The following is a 21,408-nucleotide window of genomic DNA, read 5'->3' on the forward strand; positions in this document are numbered from 1 at the left end:
TTCATGTCTAAAAAACATTACTTTGATCAACATTCACTGAACTTCGAACGATTAAAAAGGGTGACCTCAAATAGGCTTCTACTTTCAGATGATCTTATTCCGCTAATGCACGCCTATGAATCTGCAATTGATTTTTACAATGAGTATTTAAGTCATTCAATCGATCCTGAAGTTGTTAAACACCTCAAACTAAGTCGTTTGGCACTTGTGCAATTGGCCTCTATGGTTAGTTCAAATAACGAACCTGGATTTTCGGTTGGTGAAATTCGGTTACGATCTTTTGAGGGGGGGTTGGCAAATCGGTTAAGAGCACTTTGTGCCGCGATGGTAATTGCTAATATTTCGAATAAGAATCTGGAAATATCATGGGTTCCAGATGATCATTGTGATTTGGATTTCGATATTATGTTTCCTGATGGTTTATTGAATAATTTTGTAAAGAAAAAACCATCTTTTTATATAGAATCTATTTTGGCTTTAAATGGGTCATGTTTTGAAATTGTTGGCAATCCTTCTGCTTGGGTTTTATGGGATAAATATTGCAAGGAGATTATTGATTGGGGTGGTTTTTATATTTTATACAGAAAGTTTTTAAATGAAATTTTTAATGATAACCTAAACCCTCTATTGCTTGCGAAGGCTAATAAATTGTTGAATCAGAACATTATGGATGATGTTATTGGATTACATATTAGATCAACAGATTTTCAGCGTCACTATGAATTGACCTATCCAGATAGGAAGTTGGCAGAGGTTGATGATTTCATTGCCTTGTTGCATGATTGTTCACATTCTAAGGTTTTTTTGGCAACTGACTCTATTGCTGTTAAGCATGAGTTTGTTATGAAATTCCGCGGTGAAATTATTAATGCGGAACACAGTTTTCAGGTTGAAAATTTTCGACAAACTTCTATTGAGTCTGCTTTGTGTGATATCTATACCCTATCTAAATGCAAAAGTTTGATTGCTACTTATGGGTCTTCCTTCTCTGGTATGGCTGCTGATTTGTCTGGGGGTGAAATTCTGTACATTTGATAATTCATGGTTTTTTTAAATGACTAATATCAATACTATTTTAGTAATCGGCGAATCTAATTCTGTTATGCGTAATGGATGGGTTTCTGGTTTTTCATCATTTAATCCCGATTTGACTATTGTTAACAAGAGTATAGGATCTACGGGAATATTTAACTCTATTCGAGTTATTTCTGAGTCGATTGATCAAGGCTTTGATTTGATTGTTGTTGATTCATTTATTAATGATTCAATTTTTTTTATCGCTGATCCATTGCTTTATAGGCGAATACTGAAGTCAGTATTTTCAAGTTTATCTAATAAATTCAAATCTAGGATCGTTTATTTGTGCTTTGGCGGGAAGTATATTGACTCGTCTAAACTTTTGCTAAAAAAAGTGTTGGAAGAGGAGTGTGAGTTATTTGGAGTTTATTTTTTTGATGTAAATGTTTTCTTGCATGACTATGCTTCTCAAACGAATTGTGATTTTGAATCTACTTATTCTGATGATGCTCATCCGAAGGCTGAATTGTCTTTTTCGCTCGGTTTATTCTTGGCTAGTCACTTAGTTGATTTGAATATTAAAATTGCGAATTCGGATCCTAATCTTGTCGATTTATTTCAAGTTTTTTGTCCTGCAACAGACTCGGGGTTTTTAAATTTTCCAGAGATTACTTCTCGAAGAATCACAAATAGTTTAGTTGACTTACCAGTTGTTGCTATTGATTGTGGATCTTCTGAGATTACATTTGAGCCATTGAAAGGTTTTTTTCCTCTTGGTTTTTTCTTTAACGCTGCGGGCTCTAAAGGTGCATTTAAGATTGTTGGGGCTACTGAATTAGTAAAAAATTTGGGTTTAAATAACTTTGTCGAAGGATCTAATATAGTTTGGGCACGTCCTATTCATGGCCTAATTTCGCCCTCGCAAGAGGGTGGGTATAAAATATATTCAACTGATGAATCCTCGTTTGAGGAAACGGAGCATTGTGCTAGCTTAAATTCGTATTGCCGTAATCCATCATTTGAACTTATTTATATTATTTTTGTTGACTATTTAAAACTGTTTGGGGATCAGTCGGGAGAATGGTTTCTTTCAAAGTTTGATCATTTAAATGCTGATTTGATTGCTTGTCGTGCTTATTCTGCTGACTATGCTGCTATTAGTAAATTTTTAATAGGTCGATTATCTGGTATGGAAAATTTGGCTTTGAATGCTCATGCATCTCAAAGTAGTCTATCTCCGCATTCTACGGCCGACGGTGCTGGTGGTGGCTGTAATGGAAATATTACTGGAGGTTTTGGGTTTCATACTGATAAGCAATTCAATCCTTGGTGGATGTTGGATTTTGAGAAGATTATTAATGTGAGTTTGGTTGTTATATACAACCGTATGGACGCAGCTTCCGAGCGCGCTAATTCTCTTCGTTTATTTGTTTCTGACGATGGTGAAAAATGGTTCCAGATTTATAATAATAAAGGGAAAGGTTTGGTGGGGGGGTTATTTAACAATAGTCATAACCCTTTAGTTATTCCATTTCCTTCTGGGTTTTCATTGCGTTTTATCAAAATTGATTTGCCTGGTGAGCAGATTCTTCATTTGGATGAGATTCAAGTTTTTTAATTTTGGAGATTGAGTGTTAAAAAAAACTGCGTTAATTACAGGTATAACAGGCCAAGATGGTTCTTACCTAGCCGAGTTTCTTTTGGAAAAAGGCTATATCGTTCACGGCATCAAGCGCCGTGCATCGTTGTTCAATACTGACCGTATTGACCATATTTACCAAGACCCACATGCAAACAACAAAAACTTGCATTTGCACTATGGTGATTTGTCTGATACCAGCAATCTCACGCGCATCATCCAAGAGGTGCAGCCAGACGAAATCTACAACCTAGGCGCCCAAAGCCATGTGGCGGTGTCTTTCGAGTCCCCCGAATACACAGCCGATGTAGATGCTGTAGGCACATTGCGTCTGCTAGAAGCCATTCGCATGCTGGGGCTGGAAAAGAAAACCCGTTTCTACCAAGCCTCCACATCCGAGCTGTATGGTTTGGTGCAAGAAATACCGCAAAAAGAAACCACACCTTTCTACCCACGCAGCCCCTATGCCGTGGCCAAGATGTATGCGTATTGGATTACGGTCAACTACCGCGAGGCCTATGGCATTTATGCCTGCAACGGTATTTTGTTTAACCACGAAAGCCCACGCCGTGGCGAAACCTTTGTCACCCGCAAAATCACCCGTGGTATGGCCAATATTGCCCAAGGCTTGGAAGATTGCCTGTACATGGGCAATATGGATGCCCTGCGCGACTGGGGCCACGCCAAAGACTACGTGCGCATGCAGTGGATGATGCTGCAGCAAGACAAGCCGCAAGACTACGTCATTGCCACAGGCGTTCAATACTCTGTGCGTGAGTTCATCAGCAAAACAGCCCTGCAATTGGGCGTGACCTTGGCCTTTGAAGGCGAGGGCGTGAACGAAGTAGCCAAGGTTGCCAGCATTACCGGCAGCGATGCTCCCGCGCTGAAAGTGGGCCAAGTGGTGGTCAAGGTAGACCCCCGCTATTTCCGTCCCACCGAGGTAGAAACCTTGCTGGGCGACCCCAGCAAAGCCAAAAAAGACCTAGGCTGGGTGCCAGAAATCACCCTAGACGAGATGGTGAAAGAAATGGTGACCCACGACCTGAGCAAAGCCAAGCAACACGCGCTGCTCAAGCAACATGGCTACAACGTGGCTGTGGGGGTAGAGCGGTAAGCGGAATAAAAATTTGTTCGAAACGGCTTGATTGCAATGACTGAGAAAACATCCACAACGCCGTTGGTTTCGGTGGTAATGCCATCGCTCAACCAAGTGCAGTTTTTAGAGGCTGCAGTTCGTAGTGTTTTAGAACAAGACTACCCGCACGTCGAGCTGATCGTGGCCGATGGCATGTCGACCGATGGTTCGCTAGAGCTGCTGATGCAGCTACAAGCCGAGTACGGCGAGCGCTTGCGCTGGACCAGTCAGCAAGACGGCGGAGCCGCCGAGGCGCTGAACCACGCCATAGCCCAAGCGCATGGCGATGTGGTGGGCTGGATCAATTCTGACGACATGTACACCCAAGGCGCGGTGGCGCGCGCCATGGCACATTTTGAAAAGCACCCCAAGCACCAAATGGTGTACGGCGAAGGTCAGCACATCAATGTGGCGGGTGAGGTGTTGGCCAATTACCCCACCAAGCCGCCCTCTACACCGCTGGATGTGTTTGCCGATGGCAGCTTTATTTGCCAGCCCACGGTGTTTATGCGTCGCGAGGCGCTGGCCCAAGTGGGCGAGCTAGATGCGAGCATCAAAACCGCGTTTGACTTTGATTTGTTTGTGCGCTTTTTCAAACGCTACCCACGCCAAATAGGCATGGTGCGCCGTGTGCAGGCGTTTTCGCGTTTGCATGCCGCCTGCATGACGCAGCGCCTGCGCCGCCAAGTGGCGCTAGACGGCATGCGTGTGGTGGCCAAAGAACTAGGCACAGTGCCCGAGCATTGGTTTTGGACGCATGTGGACGAAATGTGCGCCAGCTACCCGCTGGGGCCAGATGCGCTGCCGCTGGTCAAGCAGCTAGAAGCGTTTTTGAAAGAGGCCAGCGCCTACCTCAAGCCCGAAGTGTTGAAGGGGCTGATAGAGCGCCTCAAGGCCGACTGGCGTGTGCGCCTAGCCACGCCCGAGCTGTTTGTCACCGTGCAGCCCGATGCATGGGCCAACAAGCAACTGACCATCAAATACCGCTGGCAAGGCAAGCCCGCCGCCGCCGTGCTGGTGCGCTGCAACGCCCCGTGGCCCGTGCCAGGCAAGCTGCGCCTAAAGGTGCAAACCCCAAGCGGCAAAGTGCAACGCAGCGTGCTGGACGTGCCCGACGATTTTGTGCTGCGCTTTGAAGTGCCCGAAACCACGCAAAGCGGCTGCATGGTGTGGACGGTAGAAACCACCCAAGGCTTTGTACCCGCCAAGCACGACAAAGCATCGAGCGACAAGCGCAAGCTGGCGTTTCAGGTGTTAGAGCTTTCAACCGAGGATGCAGATGGTGTTTAATTTTTTTGGTTTGAAGAAAAAGCCCGTCATCGAAGACGTCGAGGCCAAAGTACCCACGCCAGCGGCTAAGCCTGCACCAATGACGTTTGACGAGGCTTTGGCTGCGCAAGCGGCTGAAGAGGCTACGGCTAAAGGCCAAGCCGAGCCGGAGGCTGTTGCGCCAGTTGCACCGGCCCCTGAGCCAGCACCTGTGGTGGCTGAGCCGGTTGTTGCTGTGGCTGCAGAGGCTGCGCCAGTTGAGCCAACTGAGCCAGCGGCTGATGCTGCGCCAGCCGCCGAGCCCGAGGTGCTGGGCCAGATGGACACGATGAAGGCAACGCGCGAAGACGTGATTGCGGCCTACAAAATCTTCCTTGGCCGAGTGCCCGAGTCGATGGAGGTGGTGGACCACCGCGTAGGCCAGCCCGTGGCTGCGGTGCTGGTGGACTTTTTGGCATCGAAAGAGTTTTTAGACCAAGCCCCCAAGGCGCAACTGGTGTTGGCAGTGGCTAAAAAGATCTTGGATGAGCGCAAGCAAGCAGCAGCTGCCGAGGGTGCAGCGACTGCAGAGCAAGGGCAGCCAGCGGCTTAAGCGGTATTTACTTCTAGCAAAGCGCGACATCTCGGTGTTGCGCTTTTTTATTGCATTCGTATTTTTTGAGTGTGATGCAAATCATTATTAAAACCAAGAGCGCTATTTCCCGTCTTGAATCTTCGTTGCGCAACGACATGCATTCGCCATCCTTTGCAACTTTAAAAAAATATGCGCACGATTGCGGCAAGCGTCTGGTGGTGCAGTTGGTTTGAGACAGTGTTGGTAGTGCTTTAACGCAAATACGTTTTCAAAATGGGCCTGTATTTAGAGGCCAAGGCTTCGTGCATGAACTGTGCACCGTCGTTTTGGCCCTGAGTATTGGGCCCTTTTTTTGCGCGTTCGTAGGCTAGTTCTAGTTGTTGTACGGCGCTGCGTTCGTCGGGGTCGGCCCACCAGCTGGGCTCAGTAAGGTGAGGGTAGTCGTTGGGGCCTACGTCGGTGCGTTGCCAGTTAACGAGCAGGGCGTTTTGCGGGGTGAGGTAGTCTTGCGGGCCAGAAAAATCGGTGCTGACGACATGTAGGCCGTTTTGCAGGGCTTCGACCAGCGTGCGGCCAAAGCCTTCGCTGCGGTGCAGCGACAGGTAGCAGTTGGCGCTTTGGTAAAGGTCGGTCAGCTCGCCTGGGCTGAGGGTGTCTTTGATGAGCTTGATGCGTGGGTGTTTGGGTATCCAGCCTAGCGCGTTAGAGCCCATGTTTTGCCAGCGGCTGATTTTTAAGAACAGATAGGCGTCGGGGTGGCTGTGCGCAAACTCCAAGAACACGCGCAGCACCGCATGTGGGTTTTTGCGGGTGAGGGTGGAGTGCAGGTCAAACATGTAGAGCGACACAAAGGCTTTGGCGGGCACTTTGAGCTCTTTACGAAACTTGCGGCCTGTGGGCGGGTGCTGCACCACCGGCAGTGGCAGCGAGAGGGTGAGCTGGCGTGATTTGGCAAAGAAGGCCTGTTGCACAAAGCGGGTGGGGCACCAGATGTGGTCAACCAGTTTGAGCGCGGCTGTGTGCTGGCTAGGAAAGTCGGGCAGTTCCCACAAGAAGTAGCCAATTTTGCGTTTGGGTTGGCTAAAGAGCTGTGGGTGAACGCGGGCCAAGTTTTGGCATTCCATGGCTGACATGAAGAACACGCTGGTGTCGTAGTCGTGCGTGGTCATGTGCTGCCACTGCACGCTCACTTGGCCTTGTACGTCGGTGGGTATGTCGATGACGGAAAACGGGATTTGCAGGTGGTCAAGCATGGCCGCGAACGACCGCAAATCTTCGCCCAAACCCATGGGCGAGGTGGCGTAGCCAATGAGGTTGAAGCCTTGGGAAGGTGAATGCATTCAACAATGATAATCGTGCCCATGGATGTTCAAACTTTAGAGTTGTGTGCAGCGCTACTTTTGACCGCTTTATCGGTAAATAGGCTTTGGCACATCACGCGATGCAGGCCATTTGTGTCGGTGGCTAATGCGCGCAGCTTGGTGTTTGCAGGTGGGCTGCTAGCAAGCTGTATTTATTTTTGGATGCACCTCATAAAGCCTTATGCAGCGCTTTAAAACTCTTCTCATACTGCTATTAAACTAGCCGAAGAATTAATGCGGAGTAATCACAGTGGCTGTATCTAAACCCAAAGCATCAAAAGCAACGCCAAAGGCAGCAAAAACTTCGACGCGTAAGGCGGCATCAGCGCCAGCAGTGGCAGCAGTGGCAGAGGCTGTAGAGGCCAAGCCTGAGGTGCTGCCCGCCACCGAACAAGCCCCTGTTGCGCCAGCGAATACCTTGCCTGCTGTGGTGAAAAAAAGCAGCAAAAAATCCAAAGCGGTAGTTGCTGAACCCGCTGCACCAACACCGGCTGTAGATGCCAAGTTAGAGACCAATTTGGCCAAGCAACCGCCTCGGGCTTTGAATTCGCCGATTCGTATTTTTCAAATCTATTTCGAGCCTTGGCAGCGGGAGCTGCTAGACCCCGCGTTTTACCCGCTGGATAACAGCCGTGGCAGCTCTGAGCTGATGGAGTTTGCGGTGTTTGAGCAGTTGCAAAAGAACGCAGCCACACAAGGTGCGGTGTTGTGGGGCGCTTTGTCTTGGCGCTTTGGCGAGAAGACGGGCATGCTGGGCGCGGATTGGGTGAAGCAGATTGTGGAGCACCCCGGTCATGATGTGTATTTTTGCAACCCCCATGTGAACAATGAAGCGGTGTTTCACAACATGTGGATGCAGGGCGAGGTGTCGCACCCGAACTTTGTGCAAATAGTGAAAGCGTTTTTTGCGGCTGCAGGCTTGGATGACAAAGAGATCAACGCGATACACCCCTCCAACAGTTTTTCAGCAGCTAATTACTTTGTGGCGACGCCGAAGTTTTGGGAGCGTTTCATTCCGTTTGTGCGTAAGACCTTGGTGACGGCTGATAAAAACCTCAATCCGCAAGTGCGTGATTTGTTGCACTCCAAAGTCGCCGACGACAAGGGCTTGCACGCAGGGGCCACATATGTGCCATTCATCGTGGAGCGTTTGTTTGCCTACTTCATGCGTACCGAGGGCAAAGACCTGAAGGCGTTCAAGATTGCTTTGCCCGAGCGCGAGCGCGAGTTGAATGTGCACTTGAAGTTGCTGCGCGAGATGAAAGACGTGGCACACCGCACGCAGTCGGCTTGGCTAGCGGCGTGTTGGGTGAACTACCGCAATTTGTATTTGAGCCAAACCAATAGCAAGGCGTGGTGCGAGAAGTATTTGCGCGCCATCACACCGACCGAAGTGCGCTTCGTTTAACGAGCCGCCCATGGACTTTGAGCAGGTTGACTCGGCCCAGCTGCAAGTGCGCCAATGGACGGTGGACGACCCCGTGATGGTGCTGCCCTATACCGACGCCGAGATGGCCCAGCGTGCAGGCCAACTGGCCGCGCAGCGGGCCGGGGCCAAGGGCCTGGTGCTGGCGGTGCATGACACCGAGCGACAAGGTTTCGTAGCCACCGTCAACCAAGCCTTTGCGGCCACACGCAGCCCATGGCTGGGCTACATGGCCCAAGACGCTTTTGCCGGGCGCGACTGGATGGCGCTTGCGCTACAAGCGCTGCACCGCCAACGCGGTGTGTTTTTGGGGTTCAACGATGGCAAATGGCAGGGCGCTTTGGCGGCTTTTGGACTAGCCAGCCGCGCTTGGGCTGCGACCAACTATGCTGCTTTAGCGGGCGCAGGGGCGGCACAAGGCCCATTTTTTCACCCCAGCTACCAGCGCCACTACGCCGATGCTGAACTGACCGTGCTGGCCCACCAAGCCAAAGGCTATGTGTACGAGCCCAACAGCGTGCTGGTGGAAGTGGACTGGACCAAAGAAGCCCAAGCCGTCAACGCCCCCGACCGAGCCCTGTACCGCCAACGCGCCGCGCAGGGGTTTGATGGGCGGGTGGTGGATGGAGCGTTGTTGGGGTTGTTTGGTTAGATTGGCCGTAGAATAATCTAAATTTAATTTAATACGGCCAATGGATTGGATCAACATACCCGACAACGCTGCGAGGCAGTGGATTGATTCGTCCACCATTTTTCAAGAGTTTCAGAGTACCAAGCTCAAGGCCAGCAACTATGCAGGCGGCATGTATTGGAAAAAGCAAGGTAGCTACGAATACCTTGTCAAAACTTATCCGGACAACCGTCAGCAGCGTGTGGGTGCGCGAAGCGCTGAGACAGAACTAATTTATCAAGAGTTCAGCGCAAAGAAGACAGCCATAGAGGCACGCTTAAGCACATTACGCATTGCCTTGAAAGAGGCTGAGCGGTTGAATAAAGCGCTCAAAGTAGGGCGAGCACCGGCCTTGCTGATTGACATTCTTCAAGCACTAGAGGACAGCGGTTTAGCTGATCATTTCACAGTGGTAGGGACGCATGCTTTGTATGCCTACGAAATGGCAGCAGGTGTGCGCATTGAGCAGGCTGCATTGGCCACATTGGATGTTGATTTGCTGTGGGATGCTCGCAAGAAAGTGCAGTTCATCAGCGACATGGCAAAGTTGGATGATTCAGTTTTGAGTGTGTTGCAGCGTGCTGACCGCACGTTTGTGCGCAAAGAGGGGCAAAACGAGTCTGCCATCAACGCGACTGGCTTTGAGGTTGATTTTTTGAGACGTATGCAAGAGGGGGATGATCCGCATCCGTTCAGGTTTTCGGATGATGAAGACGATATTTGGCCTGTGCAGGCCATGCGAGCATCTGTGCTGACGAGTGCACCCAAGTTTGAGAGAGTGGTGGTCAGTGCCACAGGGCGTATGGCCAAAATGAGGACGATATCTCCTCAGACATTTGTGGAATTTAAGTATTGGTTGGCTGAAAAAGCGCAGGCACGTGACCCGATCAAACGCCGACGCGATGAGCGACAAGCTCGAATTGTGCAAAAGCTATTAAATGAGCAACTTTTATGAGCATTACCCAATTCAATGCCACCTACGTGCAAGAGGAAGACCGCGTGATGTTTCGCTTCAACACGAGCGCATCGCAAGAGTACCGCTTGTGGTTCACGCGGTTGGTGGTGCGCGATTTGTTGCGTTTGATTGACCAAGGCAGTGTGCAGGTGTTGGCCCGCGAGCACCCTGTGGAGCAAGCCAAGGCAATTGCCGAGTTCAAACAACAGGCCAAGGCGGCGAATCCGCAGTTCACCACGTTTGTGCCGGCTACGCAGTTTCCGCTAGGGGCCGATCCGGTGCTGGTGCATGGCATGCGCTTGACGGTGCAGCCCGAGCACACGGCGCTGGAGCTGCTGATTCCCAAGGGCCAAGTGCTGGCGATGCGTTTGACCGAAGACATGTTGGGCCAAGTGCGCTTGTTGCTGCAAACCATTGAGCAACGTGCGCAGTGGGGCTTGACAACCCCTGCCGAGCCGCACGCCTTGGCGGGCGATACGCCTGTGCCAGCCGTCAAGCTTGGCCCAGAGCCTGAGGCTGATGCGGCGGGTACGCCGCCTAAAAAGCTGCTGCACTGACGAGACGCTTGCCGCCAGAAAGTAGCCCAGTGCCTCAAGAGCTTTTAAAAGTCGCGCAACGTGCCATGGCCGAGGGCCGCTGGCCCGAGTCGGCCCAATACTTTGGCCTAGCCGCGCAACGCAACCCCAGCCACGCGGGGGTGTGGCACAACTTAGGCGTGAGCTTGCTGGCCTTGGGCAAGGCTCAGCCTGCGCTGGCCGCGTGCGAGCGTGCGTATGCGCTCAACCCCGCGCTGTGGCAAAGCCGATTGATTCAGGGCAAAGCCCAAAAGATGCTGGGCCAGTTACTGGCGGCAGATGCTTGTTTTGCCGATGTGATGCAGGCCGACCCCACCAACGGCGCAGCCCGCGTGGCCCGTGCTGACTTGGCCATGAACACATTTGGCCTGCCCCTGCAGGCGGTGGAGTGGGTGAAGCCCCTGCTAGGCAGCGCCGAGCATGGCGAAGACGCAGAGCTCACTACGCTCATGGCCAGCCTGTACGACCGCGACGAAAGCGCCGAGGCGCTGAACACCCGCATCATCAGCTTTTCGCGGCGAGTGTTGCGGCTGGATGCCGCGCAAGTGCTGGCGGGCCAACCAAAGCCTGCCAGCCAACCACGCCAACGCCCACGGGTGGGCCTGCTGTCGCCATTGTTTTGTGTGTCGCCGGTTTACTTCCTCACCATTGCGGGTTGGCAGCATGTGGCCAAGGGCAGCGACATCGTGGTGTTCAACCGTGGACACAAGGCCGACTGGGCGACCGAGATTTTCAAAGGCTTAGCCAGCGAATGGCACAACGTGCAAGAGATGGATGCCGTGCGTTTGGCCCAAGCCATGCACGCGGCCGACCTGGATGTGCTGTACGACCTCGGCGGCTGGATGGACCCCGTGGGCCTCAAAGCATTGTCGGTCAAACCCGCCAAGCAAATGTTCAAGTGGGTGGGCGGCCAAAGCGTGACCACGGGGCTGGACAACTTTGATGGCTGGATCGGCGACGAGGGCCAATCGCCCAAGCATTTGCAACACCTGTACACCGAGCCTTTGGTGAACATCGAAGGCGGCTACGCCACCTATACGCCACCCGACTATTTGCCGCCTGTACCGAAGCGCAAGAGCGATGTGCCGGTGGTGTTTAGCAACCCAGCCAAGGTGTCACGCGCTTTTTTGGCAGAGCTGAAGGCCATGCCGGGCAAGAAATGCTTTGTGCACCGCCAGTTTCAATACCCCCAAGTCCGCGCCCGTGTGGAAGAAGCGCTGGGCGCAGCCAATGTGGAATTTGTGCTGCCCAAGAGCCACCACGAAGCCCTAGAAGTGCTAGGCCAGCACAAGGTGATGCTCGACACCTTCCCCTACAGCAGCGGCCTCACCGCCCGAGAAGCCCAAGCCATGGGCGTGCGCGTGCAGGCCAAAGTGGGCACGCTGTTTTGCGAGCGGCATTGCGCTAATTTGGTGGGTTAAACCACTTAAGACACGAAGACGCGCTTGCCCAAAGAGGCCAGCACTTGTTTGATGTCTTTGGTTTGTTGCAAGTCCAGGCCTTGATCAAGTTGCTGACTTTCTAGCCCGGGCCATTGGGTGGCGGGCAGCAGCTGGCGGGCTTGGGTGTCGAGCAGCCACATGGCTCCGCCGTGGCCGTGGTCTGTGCCGCCGCTGGCGTTGGCTTTGAGGCGGCGGCCAAATTCGCTGACTACCACCACGCTGACGTGTTGGCCAGCGGCCGACACATCGTCAAACAAAGCGCGTAGGTTGGCCGACCATTGGCGCACGAGGTTGTTGACTTTGCCGCTTTGATACTCGTGGGTGTCCCAGCCACCAAAGTCGAGGCAGGCGACTTGCAAGCCCACGTTCATGCGGATGAGTTGGGCCACGGTTTGGCAGGCGTGTTGCCATTCGTAGTTTTCGGTGTTGTAGGTCACGCCTTTGGGTGGACTGTAGGGCGCAACACGGCCATCGACACGAGGCGCTTTGGCATCGATCAGGGCCATTTGCGAGAGGGTTTGCTGGCCCATGAGGGCGGCTGCATCGGTGCTTGGGGTGTCTGTGCCGTAGAGGGCTTCAAGCACGCTGCGGCCCATGGCGTCGCCAGGCAAGGTGATGGCGTTGCGCAGTTCGCCCGTGACGCTCAAGCCCGAGCGCAGGCCTTGCAGGCTGCGTATTTGCCCCGGAGTGTTGCCCATGGATTGAATGGCCGCCGCATTGGCGGCTTTGCTGGCACGCACATGGGGCGTGAGCCAGCCATCGGAGCCATTGGGCGTACCTGATTTGCTGGGGAGGCTGGCTTCCAAAATTTCTTGGGCTTCAAAGTGGCTGCGGGTGGCGTTGGCCAAGCCGCAGGCGTGCAGCAGCTGGGCATGGCCGCTGCCAAACAGTTCGGCCAGGGGCGCAGCGGCGGGGTGGATGCGGCAGTCGCGGTTGGGGGCAAAGGGTTTGGCTAAGCGAATGCCGGGCGTGTTGCCACTGTCCATGATGCGCAGGTCTGCAGGGCGTGCGCCGATGTAGTGGGCATCGTCCACAGGGGCGGCCATGTGCAGGCTGTCGGCCCCGCCGCGCAGAAACACGACCACCAAGGTGCTGTGTTGGCTGCTGGGGTTGGCGGCAAAGCTGAGATTGCGCAAGCCTGAGGCGCTGGCTGCACCAGTGCAGGCGAGGGCTTTGAGGAGGTCGCGGCGCTGCATGGTGTTTATTTCCACTGAAAAGCAGGCGACATGGCCAGATAGGCCAAGGTGCGGCGTACGCTGGCCCACTCGTCGTTGGCCACGCCCAACACGCGTTTGGCGGGTGTTTTTTGGGCGGCAGCGATTTGCGCCAAGGCTTGTGGCGCTTGGTCTTTGCCCAGCAACAGCTGAGCGTGGTGGGCAAAGAGGGCGGTTTCTTCCACGGGTTTGGCAAAGCCCTTGGCCAAGTGCTCGGGGGCAATAGCGCCAGTGGCCCACCAGTTGTCGATGAGGCCCATGGGGATGAACCAGCGGCGGCGCATGCTTTGGGTGGTGAGCCAGTAGTCGGTCACGTCGGGGTGGCCATCGGGAGTGGGCCACAGGTAGAGGCGCTGACCTGCCGCAGAGAGTTCGTTGGCGAGTTGGATCGATGGGGCGTGGGGTAGGTCGAGTTTGCGCACAAAGCTCATGGCCAGTTCGAGCGGACGTTTGAGTTTTTGAGGGCCACCGGTTTGGGTGGCTTGTGCAAAAGCATTGGATGTGAAGATGTGTTCAAGCACCCGCGCAATTTGCTGGGGGTGGCGTTTGTGTTGGGTCCACACCTTGGCGCTAGAGGCCACAAGGGCAGCGGGCGGTGTGTCGCTGACAAAGCGGCGACAGAGTTTTTCACACAGGTAGTGGGCCGTGCCCGGGTGGTCGGCCAACATGTTGAGCACGGCTTCGCCGTCTTTCATGGGCGGGGCGAAGGGGTCGAGCTCTTTGGCGAGTACGCGTTTTTGGTAGGGGTCGTGCCAGGTGTCGAGATAGGCGAATTGGCCTGTTTTGGGCAGATTAGCCCCGTTGCCAATGCCGCGCCCGTCTTCGACCACCCAGCCGGTGAAGGCGCGGGCGGCTTCGTACACGTCTTGGTCGATGTAGCCCTCTGGGAGGCCCTTGTCCGCGCCCGGTACTTGACGCCACTTGTTGTAGAGGTCGTTGAGGTAACGGCCTTTGCCTAGGGTGTGCAGTTCAAACAGCTCGCGGGCGTAGTTTTCGTTGGGTGCGCCGGTTCTGGATGAGCGGTTGTTGAGGTAAATGAGCATGGGCGTGCTCTTGGCCACGCTGTGTAGTAGGTCGGCAAAGTTGCCGAGGCTGTGTTTGCGGATGGCGTCACGCTCAAAGCTGGGCATGGCCACGGCAATGGATTGGTCACCCGCATGCACGTTGAAGTGGTCGAGCCAAAAGTCGACCATGCGTTCTTTGACTTGCCAGCGGCTATGCGCGGCACGTAAGAGCCTTGCGGCCGTGAGTTCGCGCAGGGGGCGAATGCGCTCTTCGTAATGAATTTTGTTTTGACCATCGGCCAAGTGCCAGAGTTCGGGCGTGGTTTTGTCGAGCAGGCCTAAAGGACGGTTTTCGTTGACCGCCGCAAAGTCAGGTGTTGCGCCGTAGCTGATGCGAAGCACAGCGGTTTTGAGGGCCTCTTCCACGGCAGGGTCTTCTGCCGTGGGAGCAAGCTGCTCGGCGATCCACTGGCGCAGGCCCACTTTGTCAACATGGTCCAATTCGGCGCGCTTGGCGCCAAAGGTGAGGCGGTCTAGGACTCTTTGTGACATGCGTAAATTATTAACCTATTTTGCGTATGTTTCATGCGGTTGATGGGCGCTCGATAGAATGACCGAATGCCAACTAAAAAGCCCACTCCCAAAGTCCAACTGTCCGACCGTGACGATGGCGGATCGGTCGTTTTAGAGCGCCTGACTCAGCGCACCAAGCCGCCGCAGATGTTTCAGGTGCTGATGCTCAATGACGATTTCACGCCCATGGAGTTTGTGGTGGTGGTGTTGCAAGAATTCTTCAACAAAGACCGCGAAGCCGCGACGCAAATCATGTTGCAAATCCACCTGGATGGCAAAGGCGTGTGCGGCGTGTACAGCAAAGATGTGGCCGCGACCAAGGTGGATCAGGTCATGGACGCCGCCCGCAAGGCCGGACATCCGCTGCAGTGTGTGGCGGAACCGATTGAATGAATCATGGTTTGCACTAAAGAAACAAACCTATTGAATAAATGGCTTTTGTTTCCATATACATTTGAATCTCAGTTGCAAGCACCGAAGGAAAACACATGATTGCCCAAGAACTAGAAGTCAGCTTGCACATGGCCTTTGTCGAGGCCCGTCAACAAAGACACGAATTCATCACGGTCGAGCACCTGTTGCTCGCCTTGCTAGACAACCCCAGCGCCGCTGAAGTGCTGCGCGCGTGTTCAGCCAATATCGACGATTTGCGCAAGTCGCTCGCCAATTTCATTGCAGACAACACGCCACAAGTGTCGGGCACGGAAGAGGTGGACACACAGCCTACGCTGGGTTTCCAGCGCGTGATTCAACGCGCCATCATGCATGTGCAGTCCACCGGCAACGGTAAAAAAGAAGTGACCGGCGCGAATGTGCTGGTGGCTATCTTTGGCGAGAAAGACTCTCACGCGGTGTACTACCTCCACCAACAAGGCGTGACGCGCTTGGATGTGGTGAACTTCATTGCCCACGGCATCAAAAAGAATGACCCACCTGAGGCCGTCAAAGGCGGTGAGTCGCAAGCCGAGCAAGAAGAGGGCAGTGCTAGCGGTTCTGAAAAGAACGAAAAGGCCTCTCCACTCGAGCAGTTCACCCAAAACCTCAACCAAGCTGCCAAAGACGGCAAGATTGACCCGCTGATTGGCCGCGATTACGAGGTGGAGCGCACCATCCAAATCCTGTGCCGCCGCCGTAAAAACAACCCGCTGTTGGTGGGTGAGGCCGGCGTGGGTAAGACCGCGATTGCCGAAGGTTTGGCATGGCGCATCACCCAAGGCGATGTGCCTGAGATCTTGGCGGAATCCATCGTGTACTCGCTGGACATGGGCGCTTTGCTGGCCGGCACCAAATACCGTGGCGACTTTGAGCAACGCTTGAAAGGCGTGATCAAGTCGTTGCAGGGCAAGACCAATGCGATTTTGTTCATCGACGAAATTCACACGCTCATTGGCGCGGGGGCTGCGTCTGGCGGAACCTTGGATGCCTCTAACTTGCTCAAACCTGCACTGTCCAGCGGTCAGCTCAAGTGCATTGGCGCTACCACGTTCACTGAATACCGTGGCATCTTTGAAAAAGACGCGGCCTTGAGCCGTCGTTTCCAAAAGGTCGATGTGGTCGAGCCCACCGTGCCTGAAACCGTGGACATCCTCAAAGGCTTGAAGTCGCGCTTTGAAGAGCACCACAACGTCAAGTACGCTTTGGCTGCGCTGCAAGCGGCTGCTGAGCTGAGCGCCAAGTACATCAACGACCGCCACTTGCCCGACAAGGCGATTGACGTGATTGACGAGGCTGGTGCGGCGCAACGCATCTTGGTGGCGTCTAAGCGCAAGAAAACCATTGGCAAGGCCGAGATTGAAGACATCGTGGCCAAGATTGCGCGTATTCCGCCCGCCAATGTGTCCAACGACGACCGCAGCAAGCTGCAAACCATCGAACGCGATTTGAAGAGCGTGGTGTTTGGTCAAGACAAGGCCTTGGAAGTGCTGGCCTCTGCCGTGAAGATGGCGCGTTCGGGTCTAGGCAAAGCCGACAAACCGATTGGCGCATTCTTGTTCAGCGGCCCCACGGGCGTGGGCAAGACCGAAGCGGCCAAGCAGTTGGCCTACATCATGGGCATTGAGCTGATTCGCTTTGACATGTCTGAGTACATGGAGCGCCATGCTGTGAGCCGCCTGATTGGTGCGCCTCCCGGCTACGTGGGCTTTGACCAAGGTGGTTTGCTGACCGAAGCCGTGACCAAGAAGCCGCACTGCGTGCTGTTGCTCGACGAGATCGAAAAAGCGCACCCCGACATCTTCAACGTGTTGTTGCAGGTGATGGACCACGGCACGTTGACCGACAACAACGGACGCAAGGCCGACTTCCGCAACGTCATCCTCATCATGACAACCAACGCGGGCGCTGAGACCATGAACAAAGCCACTATTGGCTTTACCAACCCTCGCGCCCCTGGCGACGAAATGGGCGACATCAAGCGCTTGTTCACGCCTGAGTTCCGCAACCGTTTGGACGCCATCGTAGGCTTCAAGGCCTTGGACGAAAACGTCATCATGCGCGTGGTCGACAAGTTCTTGCTGCAACTCGAAGGCCAGTTGGCTGAGAAGAAAGTCGAAGTCACCTTCAGCGACACGCTGCGCAAGCACTTGGCCAAGAAGGGTTTTGATCCGCTCATGGGTGCACGCCCCATGCAACGCCTCATCCAAGACACGATTCGCAAGGCCTTGGCCGACGAATTGCTGTTTGGTCGCCTCACCGAAGGTGGCCGCTTGAGTGTGGACATCGACGACAAAGAAGAAGTGCTGCTCGACATCACGCCTTTGCCTAAGAAAGACAAAGGCTCGAAAGGCGAAGCCAGCCACTCGGAAGAGCCTGCCACGAGCTAAGCCCTCTGCGGTTGTTCATTCAATCGTTTCAACAAAAACGCCGTCTGTGTTGCCACAGGCGGCATTTTTTTATGGGCTTGTTTATTGGTTTCGCGAAGGCGGTTTAGCGCTTGCGTCCACCCAAAATGCTGCCCATCACTCCACGCACAATCTCGCGGCCCACGGCCGAGCCGATGTTGCGCACAGCCGACTTGACCATGACTTGCGCCAGGCCCTGGCGCTGACCGCCGCGTGGGCCTGTGGAGCCGAACAGGGCTTCACCTAAACCAGACAAGACTTGGTCCGTCACCGACGGCTGTGCTGGCGCTTGGCCTGCGGGAGATATTGCTCCAGTAGCAGCGCCAGCCGCTGCAGGCGAACCAGCAGCAGGCGCTGCACCCTTGAGGCGCTCATAAGCCGATTCACGGTCCAAGGTTTGTTCATACACCCCAGCCACCAACGAGTTGGCCAGCAAAGCATGGCGTTGCTCTGGCGTGATGGGGCCAAGTTGGCTGCCGGGCAAGAGCACATAGACCTGTTCGGTCTCAGACGGGCGGCCTTTGGCATCCAGCAAGCTGACCAAGGCTTCGCCCACGCCCAGCTCGGTGATGGCTTTTTCAATGTCGAGGCCCGCTTTGCCGCGCATGGTTTGCGCGGTGGCTTTGACGGCTTTTTGGTCGCGCGGTGTGAAGGCGCGCAAAGCGTGTTGCACACGGTTGCCCAACTGGCCCAGCACGGTTTCGGGCACGTCCAGCGGGTTTTGGGTGACAAAGTACACGCCCACGCCCTTGGAGCGAATGAGTCGCACCATTTGTTCGATGCGTTCCAGCAGCACTTTGGGCGCTTCGTTGAACAGCAAATGCGCTTCGTCAAAGAAGAACACCATCTTGGGCTTTTCGACGTCGCCAATCTCAGGCAGTTGCTCAAACATTTCAGAGAGCATCCACAGCAAGAACGTGCCGTACAGGCGCGGCGCGTTCATCAGCTTGTCGGCGGCCAAGAGGTTGATCACGCCCATGCCTTTGGCATCGGTTTGCATGAAGTCTTGGATGTTGAGCATGGGCTCGCCAAAGAACTGGTCACCGCCTTGGGCTTCGATCTCTAGCAAGGCACGCTGAATCGCGCCAATGCTGGCGGCGCTGACGTTGCCGTATTCGGTGGTGAACTCGCGTGCGTGTTCGCCCACGTGTTGCAGCATGGCTCGCAGGTCTTTGAGGTCGAGCAGCAGCAAGCCTTGGTCGTCTGCAATTTTGAAGACCATGTTGAGCACGCCCGCTTGGGTGTCGTTGAGGTTGAGCATGCGGCCCAACAACAGCGGCCCCATGTCGGTGATGGTGGCGCGAACAGGGTGGCCAGACTTGCCAAACACATCCCACAACGTGGTGGGGCAGCCAATGGGCTCTGGCATGGGCAGGCCGCGCTCTTGGATGGACGCTGCGAGCTTAGGAGGAATGTTGCCAGGCTGGCTGATACCTGCCAAGTCGCCTTTGACGTCGGCCATGAACACGGGCACACCGATTTTGGAGAAGCCTTCGGCCAGCGTTTGCAGCGTGACGGTTTTGCCCGTGCCGGTTGCGCCCGTGATGAGGCCATGGCGGTTGGCCAAGGCTGGCAACATGTGGCATTCAGTCGTATTGCGGCGTGCAATCAGCATCGGTTCGGCCATCAAAAGTTCTCCATCACTTGAAAAGTAAAATAACCAGATAAGGTTAATTCAATTCAAGAGGATTTTTCGATGGCTGGCCACAGTAAATGGGCAAATATTCAACACCGCAAAGGGCGTCAAGACGAAAAGCGCGGCAAGATTTGGACACGCATCACGCGTGAAATCATCGTGGCGGCGCGTCAAGGTGGCGGTGACTTGAGCATGAACCCCCGTTTGCGCTTGGCGATTGAAAAAGCCAAAGCGGCCAACATGCCCGCTGACAACATCAAGCGCAACGTCGACAAGGCCACGGGCAACTTGGACGGCGTGAACTACGACGAAATTCGCTACGAAGGCTATGGCGTGGGCGGCGCGGCCATCATCGTGGACACCATGACGGACAACAAAGTGCGCACCGTGGCTGAGGTGCGCTTTGCCTTCAGCAAAAACGGCGGCAACATGGGCACCGAGGGCTCGGTGGCGTTTCAGTTCAAACATTGCGGGCAGCTGGTGTTTGCGCCGGGCAGCAATGAAGACCAAATCATGGAAATCGCGCTCGAAGCGGGCGCAGACGATGTGATCACCGATGACGACGGCGCGATTGAAGTGCTGACGCCACCGGCCAGCTTTGAGGCTGTGAAAAACGCTTTGGAAGCTGCGGGCCTGAAGGCCGAGATGGCCGAGGTGACTTACCGTGCAGACAACACCATCGAGCTCGAGGGTGATGACGCTGCGAAGATGCAAAAACTTTTGGACGCGCTGGAAGACCTTGACGATGTGCAAGAGGTCTATCACAACGCAGCACTATGAACGTACTCGTTATTGGCGGCGGTGGCCGCGAACACGCTTTGGCGTGGAAAATTGCCCAATCCAACAAGGTGCAAAAAGTGTTTGTGTCCCCCGGCAACGGCGGCACAGCACGCGACAAGCGCTTGGACAACATTGACATCACCGACGTGGTGGCCTTGCGCGAATTTGCGCAAAGCAATGGCGTTGAGCTGACGGTGGTCGGGCCTGAGACGCCATTGGCAGCAGGCGTGGTGGACGAGTTCCGCGCCCACGGCCTGCGCATTTTTGGCCCTACCAAGGCCGCCGCGCAGCTGGAAAGCTCTAAAGCGTTCAGCAAGGCGTTCATGAAGCGCCACAACATCCCAACGGCTGAATACGAAACCTTCACCGACGCGCAAGCCGCGCACGACTACGTCAACGCCAAAGGTGCGCCGATTGTGGTCAAGGCCGATGGTTTGGCCGCCGGCAAGGGTGTGGTGGTGGCGATGACCGCCGCCGAGGCGCACGAGGCGATTGACTTCATGTTGCTCGACAACAAGCTGGGTGTGAGCCACAACGAAGGTGGCGCGCGCGTGGTGATTGAAGAGTTTTTGCAAGGCGAAGAGGCCAGCTTCATCGTCATGTGCGATGGCAAAACCGTGTTGCCCTTGGCCACCAGCCAAGACCACAAGCGCTTGCTCGACGCCGATCAAGGCCCCAACACGGGCGGCATGGGCGCGTATTCGCCAGCGCCCGTGGTCACGCCCGAGGTGCATGCCCGCGCCATGCGCGAAATCATTTTGCCCACCATCAAGGGCATGGAAAAAGACGGGATTCCGTTCACCGGCTTCTTGTACGCAGGTTTGATGATTGACCCACAAGGTCACGTTAAAACCCTCGAGTTCAACTGCCGCATGGGCGACCCCGAAACCCAGCCCATCATGGCTCGCTTGAAAACCGATTTGGTTGATGTGTTGCTGGCCGCTACGGCCAACCACGCGGAAACCCGCTTTGACGATTTCGAACTGGAATGGGACCGCCGCACTGCCATTGGCGTGGTGTTGGCCGCACACGGCTATCCCATGAGCCCGCGCAAGGGTGACGCCATCACCGGCTTGCCGCAAGACAGCGACGATGTGGTGGTGTTCCACGCCGGCACGCAGATGAAAGACAGCCAAGTGCTCACCAGCGGTGGCCGCGTGTTGTGCGTGACCGCTTTGGGCGGTACTTTGAAGCTGGCGCAGCAGCAGGCCTACGACACCATCAAAGGCATTCACTTTGATGGTGTGCAGTACCGCAGTGACATTGGCTACCGCGCGATTGCGCGATAAGCAGTA

The 21,408-nt window shown here is 54.7% G+C and carries 18 protein-coding genes; 14 read left to right on the plus strand and 4 right to left on the minus strand.

The genetic code is table 11. From position 1 onward, the window contains the following. Nucleotides 1–3: 3 nt before the first annotated feature. From QMG27_RS06155 to QMG27_RS06175, 5 genes are read left to right on the plus strand one after another with little or no spacing between them, the layout of a single operon-like run. Nucleotides 4–1,035 (plus strand): hypothetical protein, encoded by a 1,032-nt coding sequence (locus QMG27_RS06155; RefSeq protein ID WP_281814389.1) that lies wholly within the window; start codon nucleotides 4–6, stop codon nucleotides 1,033–1,035. 19 nt (nucleotides 1,036–1,054) lie between these two features. Next, complete coding sequence (locus QMG27_RS06160; protein WP_281814393.1) at nucleotides 1,055–2,635, plus strand: discoidin domain-containing protein; 1,581 nt, start codon at nucleotides 1,055–1,057, stop codon at nucleotides 2,633–2,635. A gap of 13 nt (nucleotides 2,636–2,648) precedes the next feature. Further along, nucleotides 2,649–3,773: a GDP-mannose 4,6-dehydratase gene (gene gmd, locus QMG27_RS06165; protein ID WP_281814395.1), complete on the plus strand. Its 1,125-nt coding sequence runs from the start codon at nucleotides 2,649–2,651 to the stop codon at nucleotides 3,771–3,773. A gap of 36 nt (nucleotides 3,774–3,809) precedes the next feature. Further along, nucleotides 3,810–5,084, plus strand: a complete 1,275-nt coding sequence (locus QMG27_RS06170; protein WP_281814397.1) for a glycosyltransferase family 2 protein — start codon at nucleotides 3,810–3,812, stop codon at nucleotides 5,082–5,084. Further along, a complete protein-coding gene (locus tag QMG27_RS06175; RefSeq protein WP_281814399.1) occupies nucleotides 5,074–5,655 on the plus strand; it encodes a hypothetical protein in 582 nt (193 codons plus the stop codon). The genes QMG27_RS06170 and QMG27_RS06175 overlap by 11 nt, the downstream gene beginning before the upstream one ends. A gap of 233 nt (nucleotides 5,656–5,888) precedes the next feature. Here QMG27_RS06175 and QMG27_RS06180 read toward each other — a convergent pair whose 3' ends face one another. After that, the gene (locus tag QMG27_RS06180; protein ID WP_281814400.1) at nucleotides 5,889–6,977 is read right to left on the minus strand and encodes a glycosyltransferase; all 1,089 of its coding nucleotides are present in this window, start codon (nucleotides 6,975–6,977) and stop codon (nucleotides 5,889–5,891) included. 271 nt (nucleotides 6,978–7,248) lie between these two features. Between QMG27_RS06180 and QMG27_RS06185 the strand changes: the two genes are divergently transcribed. The 5 genes from QMG27_RS06185 to QMG27_RS06205 are packed head-to-tail and all read left to right on the plus strand — an operon-like array spanning nucleotide 7,249 to nucleotide 12,045. After that, nucleotides 7,249–8,406, plus strand: a complete 1,158-nt coding sequence (locus QMG27_RS06185; protein ID WP_281814402.1) for a hypothetical protein — start codon at nucleotides 7,249–7,251, stop codon at nucleotides 8,404–8,406. Nucleotides 8,407–8,416: 10 nt separating this feature from the next. Beyond that, on the plus strand, nucleotides 8,417–9,076 hold the full coding sequence (locus QMG27_RS06190; RefSeq protein ID WP_281814404.1) for a hypothetical protein: 660 nt from the start codon (nucleotides 8,417–8,419) through the stop codon (nucleotides 9,074–9,076). Between the two features lie 40 nt (nucleotides 9,077–9,116). Continuing rightward, nucleotides 9,117–10,049: a GSU2403 family nucleotidyltransferase fold protein gene (locus tag QMG27_RS06195; protein WP_281814406.1), complete on the plus strand. Its 933-nt coding sequence runs from the start codon at nucleotides 9,117–9,119 to the stop codon at nucleotides 10,047–10,049. Further along, the gene (locus QMG27_RS06200) at nucleotides 10,046–10,606 is read left to right on the plus strand and encodes a hypothetical protein (protein ID WP_281814409.1); all 561 of its coding nucleotides are present in this window, start codon (nucleotides 10,046–10,048) and stop codon (nucleotides 10,604–10,606) included. Before QMG27_RS06195 ends, QMG27_RS06200 begins: the two co-directional genes overlap by 4 nt. Before the next feature lie 29 nt (nucleotides 10,607–10,635). After that, on the plus strand, nucleotides 10,636–12,045 hold the full coding sequence (locus QMG27_RS06205; protein ID WP_281814410.1) for a hypothetical protein: 1,410 nt from the start codon (nucleotides 10,636–10,638) through the stop codon (nucleotides 12,043–12,045). Between the two features lie 5 nt (nucleotides 12,046–12,050). Here QMG27_RS06205 and QMG27_RS06210 read toward each other — a convergent pair whose 3' ends face one another. Next, the gene (locus QMG27_RS06210; protein WP_281814412.1) at nucleotides 12,051–13,262 is read right to left on the minus strand and encodes a DUF1501 domain-containing protein; all 1,212 of its coding nucleotides are present in this window, start codon (nucleotides 13,260–13,262) and stop codon (nucleotides 12,051–12,053) included. Between the two features lie 5 nt (nucleotides 13,263–13,267). Then, nucleotides 13,268–14,836 (minus strand): DUF1800 domain-containing protein, encoded by a 1,569-nt coding sequence (locus tag QMG27_RS06215; protein WP_281814415.1) that lies wholly within the window; start codon nucleotides 14,834–14,836, stop codon nucleotides 13,268–13,270. A 66-nt stretch (nucleotides 14,837–14,902) separates the two neighbouring features. Here QMG27_RS06215 and clpS point away from each other — a divergent pair, with 66 nt between their 5' ends. Both clpS and clpA read left to right on the plus strand, forming a co-directional pair. After that, nucleotides 14,903–15,250 carry an ATP-dependent Clp protease adapter ClpS gene (gene clpS / locus QMG27_RS06220; RefSeq protein ID WP_281814417.1) on the plus strand — a complete coding sequence of 116 codons (348 nt, stop codon included), beginning with the start codon at nucleotides 14,903–14,905 and terminating at the stop codon, nucleotides 15,248–15,250. A gap of 95 nt (nucleotides 15,251–15,345) precedes the next feature. Beyond that, nucleotides 15,346–17,679: an ATP-dependent Clp protease ATP-binding subunit ClpA gene (gene clpA / locus QMG27_RS06225; RefSeq protein WP_281814418.1), complete on the plus strand. Its 2,334-nt coding sequence runs from the start codon at nucleotides 15,346–15,348 to the stop codon at nucleotides 17,677–17,679. A 103-nt stretch (nucleotides 17,680–17,782) separates the two neighbouring features. Here the strand turns inward: clpA and QMG27_RS06230 are convergent, their stop codons facing one another. Continuing rightward, complete coding sequence (locus QMG27_RS06230; protein WP_281814420.1) at nucleotides 17,783–19,324, minus strand: helicase HerA-like domain-containing protein; 1,542 nt, start codon at nucleotides 19,322–19,324, stop codon at nucleotides 17,783–17,785. A 69-nt stretch (nucleotides 19,325–19,393) separates the two neighbouring features. On the opposite strand from QMG27_RS06230, the gene QMG27_RS06235 reads away from it, so the two are divergent. Both QMG27_RS06235 and purD read left to right on the plus strand, forming a co-directional pair. Beyond that, nucleotides 19,394–20,113, plus strand: coding sequence for a YebC/PmpR family DNA-binding transcriptional regulator (locus QMG27_RS06235; protein WP_281814423.1), 720 nt, complete (start codon nucleotides 19,394–19,396; stop codon nucleotides 20,111–20,113). After that, nucleotides 20,110–21,402: a phosphoribosylamine--glycine ligase gene (gene purD, locus QMG27_RS06240; protein WP_281814426.1), complete on the plus strand. Its 1,293-nt coding sequence runs from the start codon at nucleotides 20,110–20,112 to the stop codon at nucleotides 21,400–21,402. The genes QMG27_RS06235 and purD overlap by 4 nt, the downstream gene beginning before the upstream one ends. Nucleotides 21,403–21,408 lie beyond the last annotated feature (6 nt).

The sequence above is a fragment of the Limnohabitans sp. MORI2 genome (assembly GCF_027925025.1).
In the GTDB taxonomy this organism is placed as follows: domain Bacteria; phylum Pseudomonadota; class Gammaproteobacteria; order Burkholderiales; family Burkholderiaceae_C; genus Limnohabitans.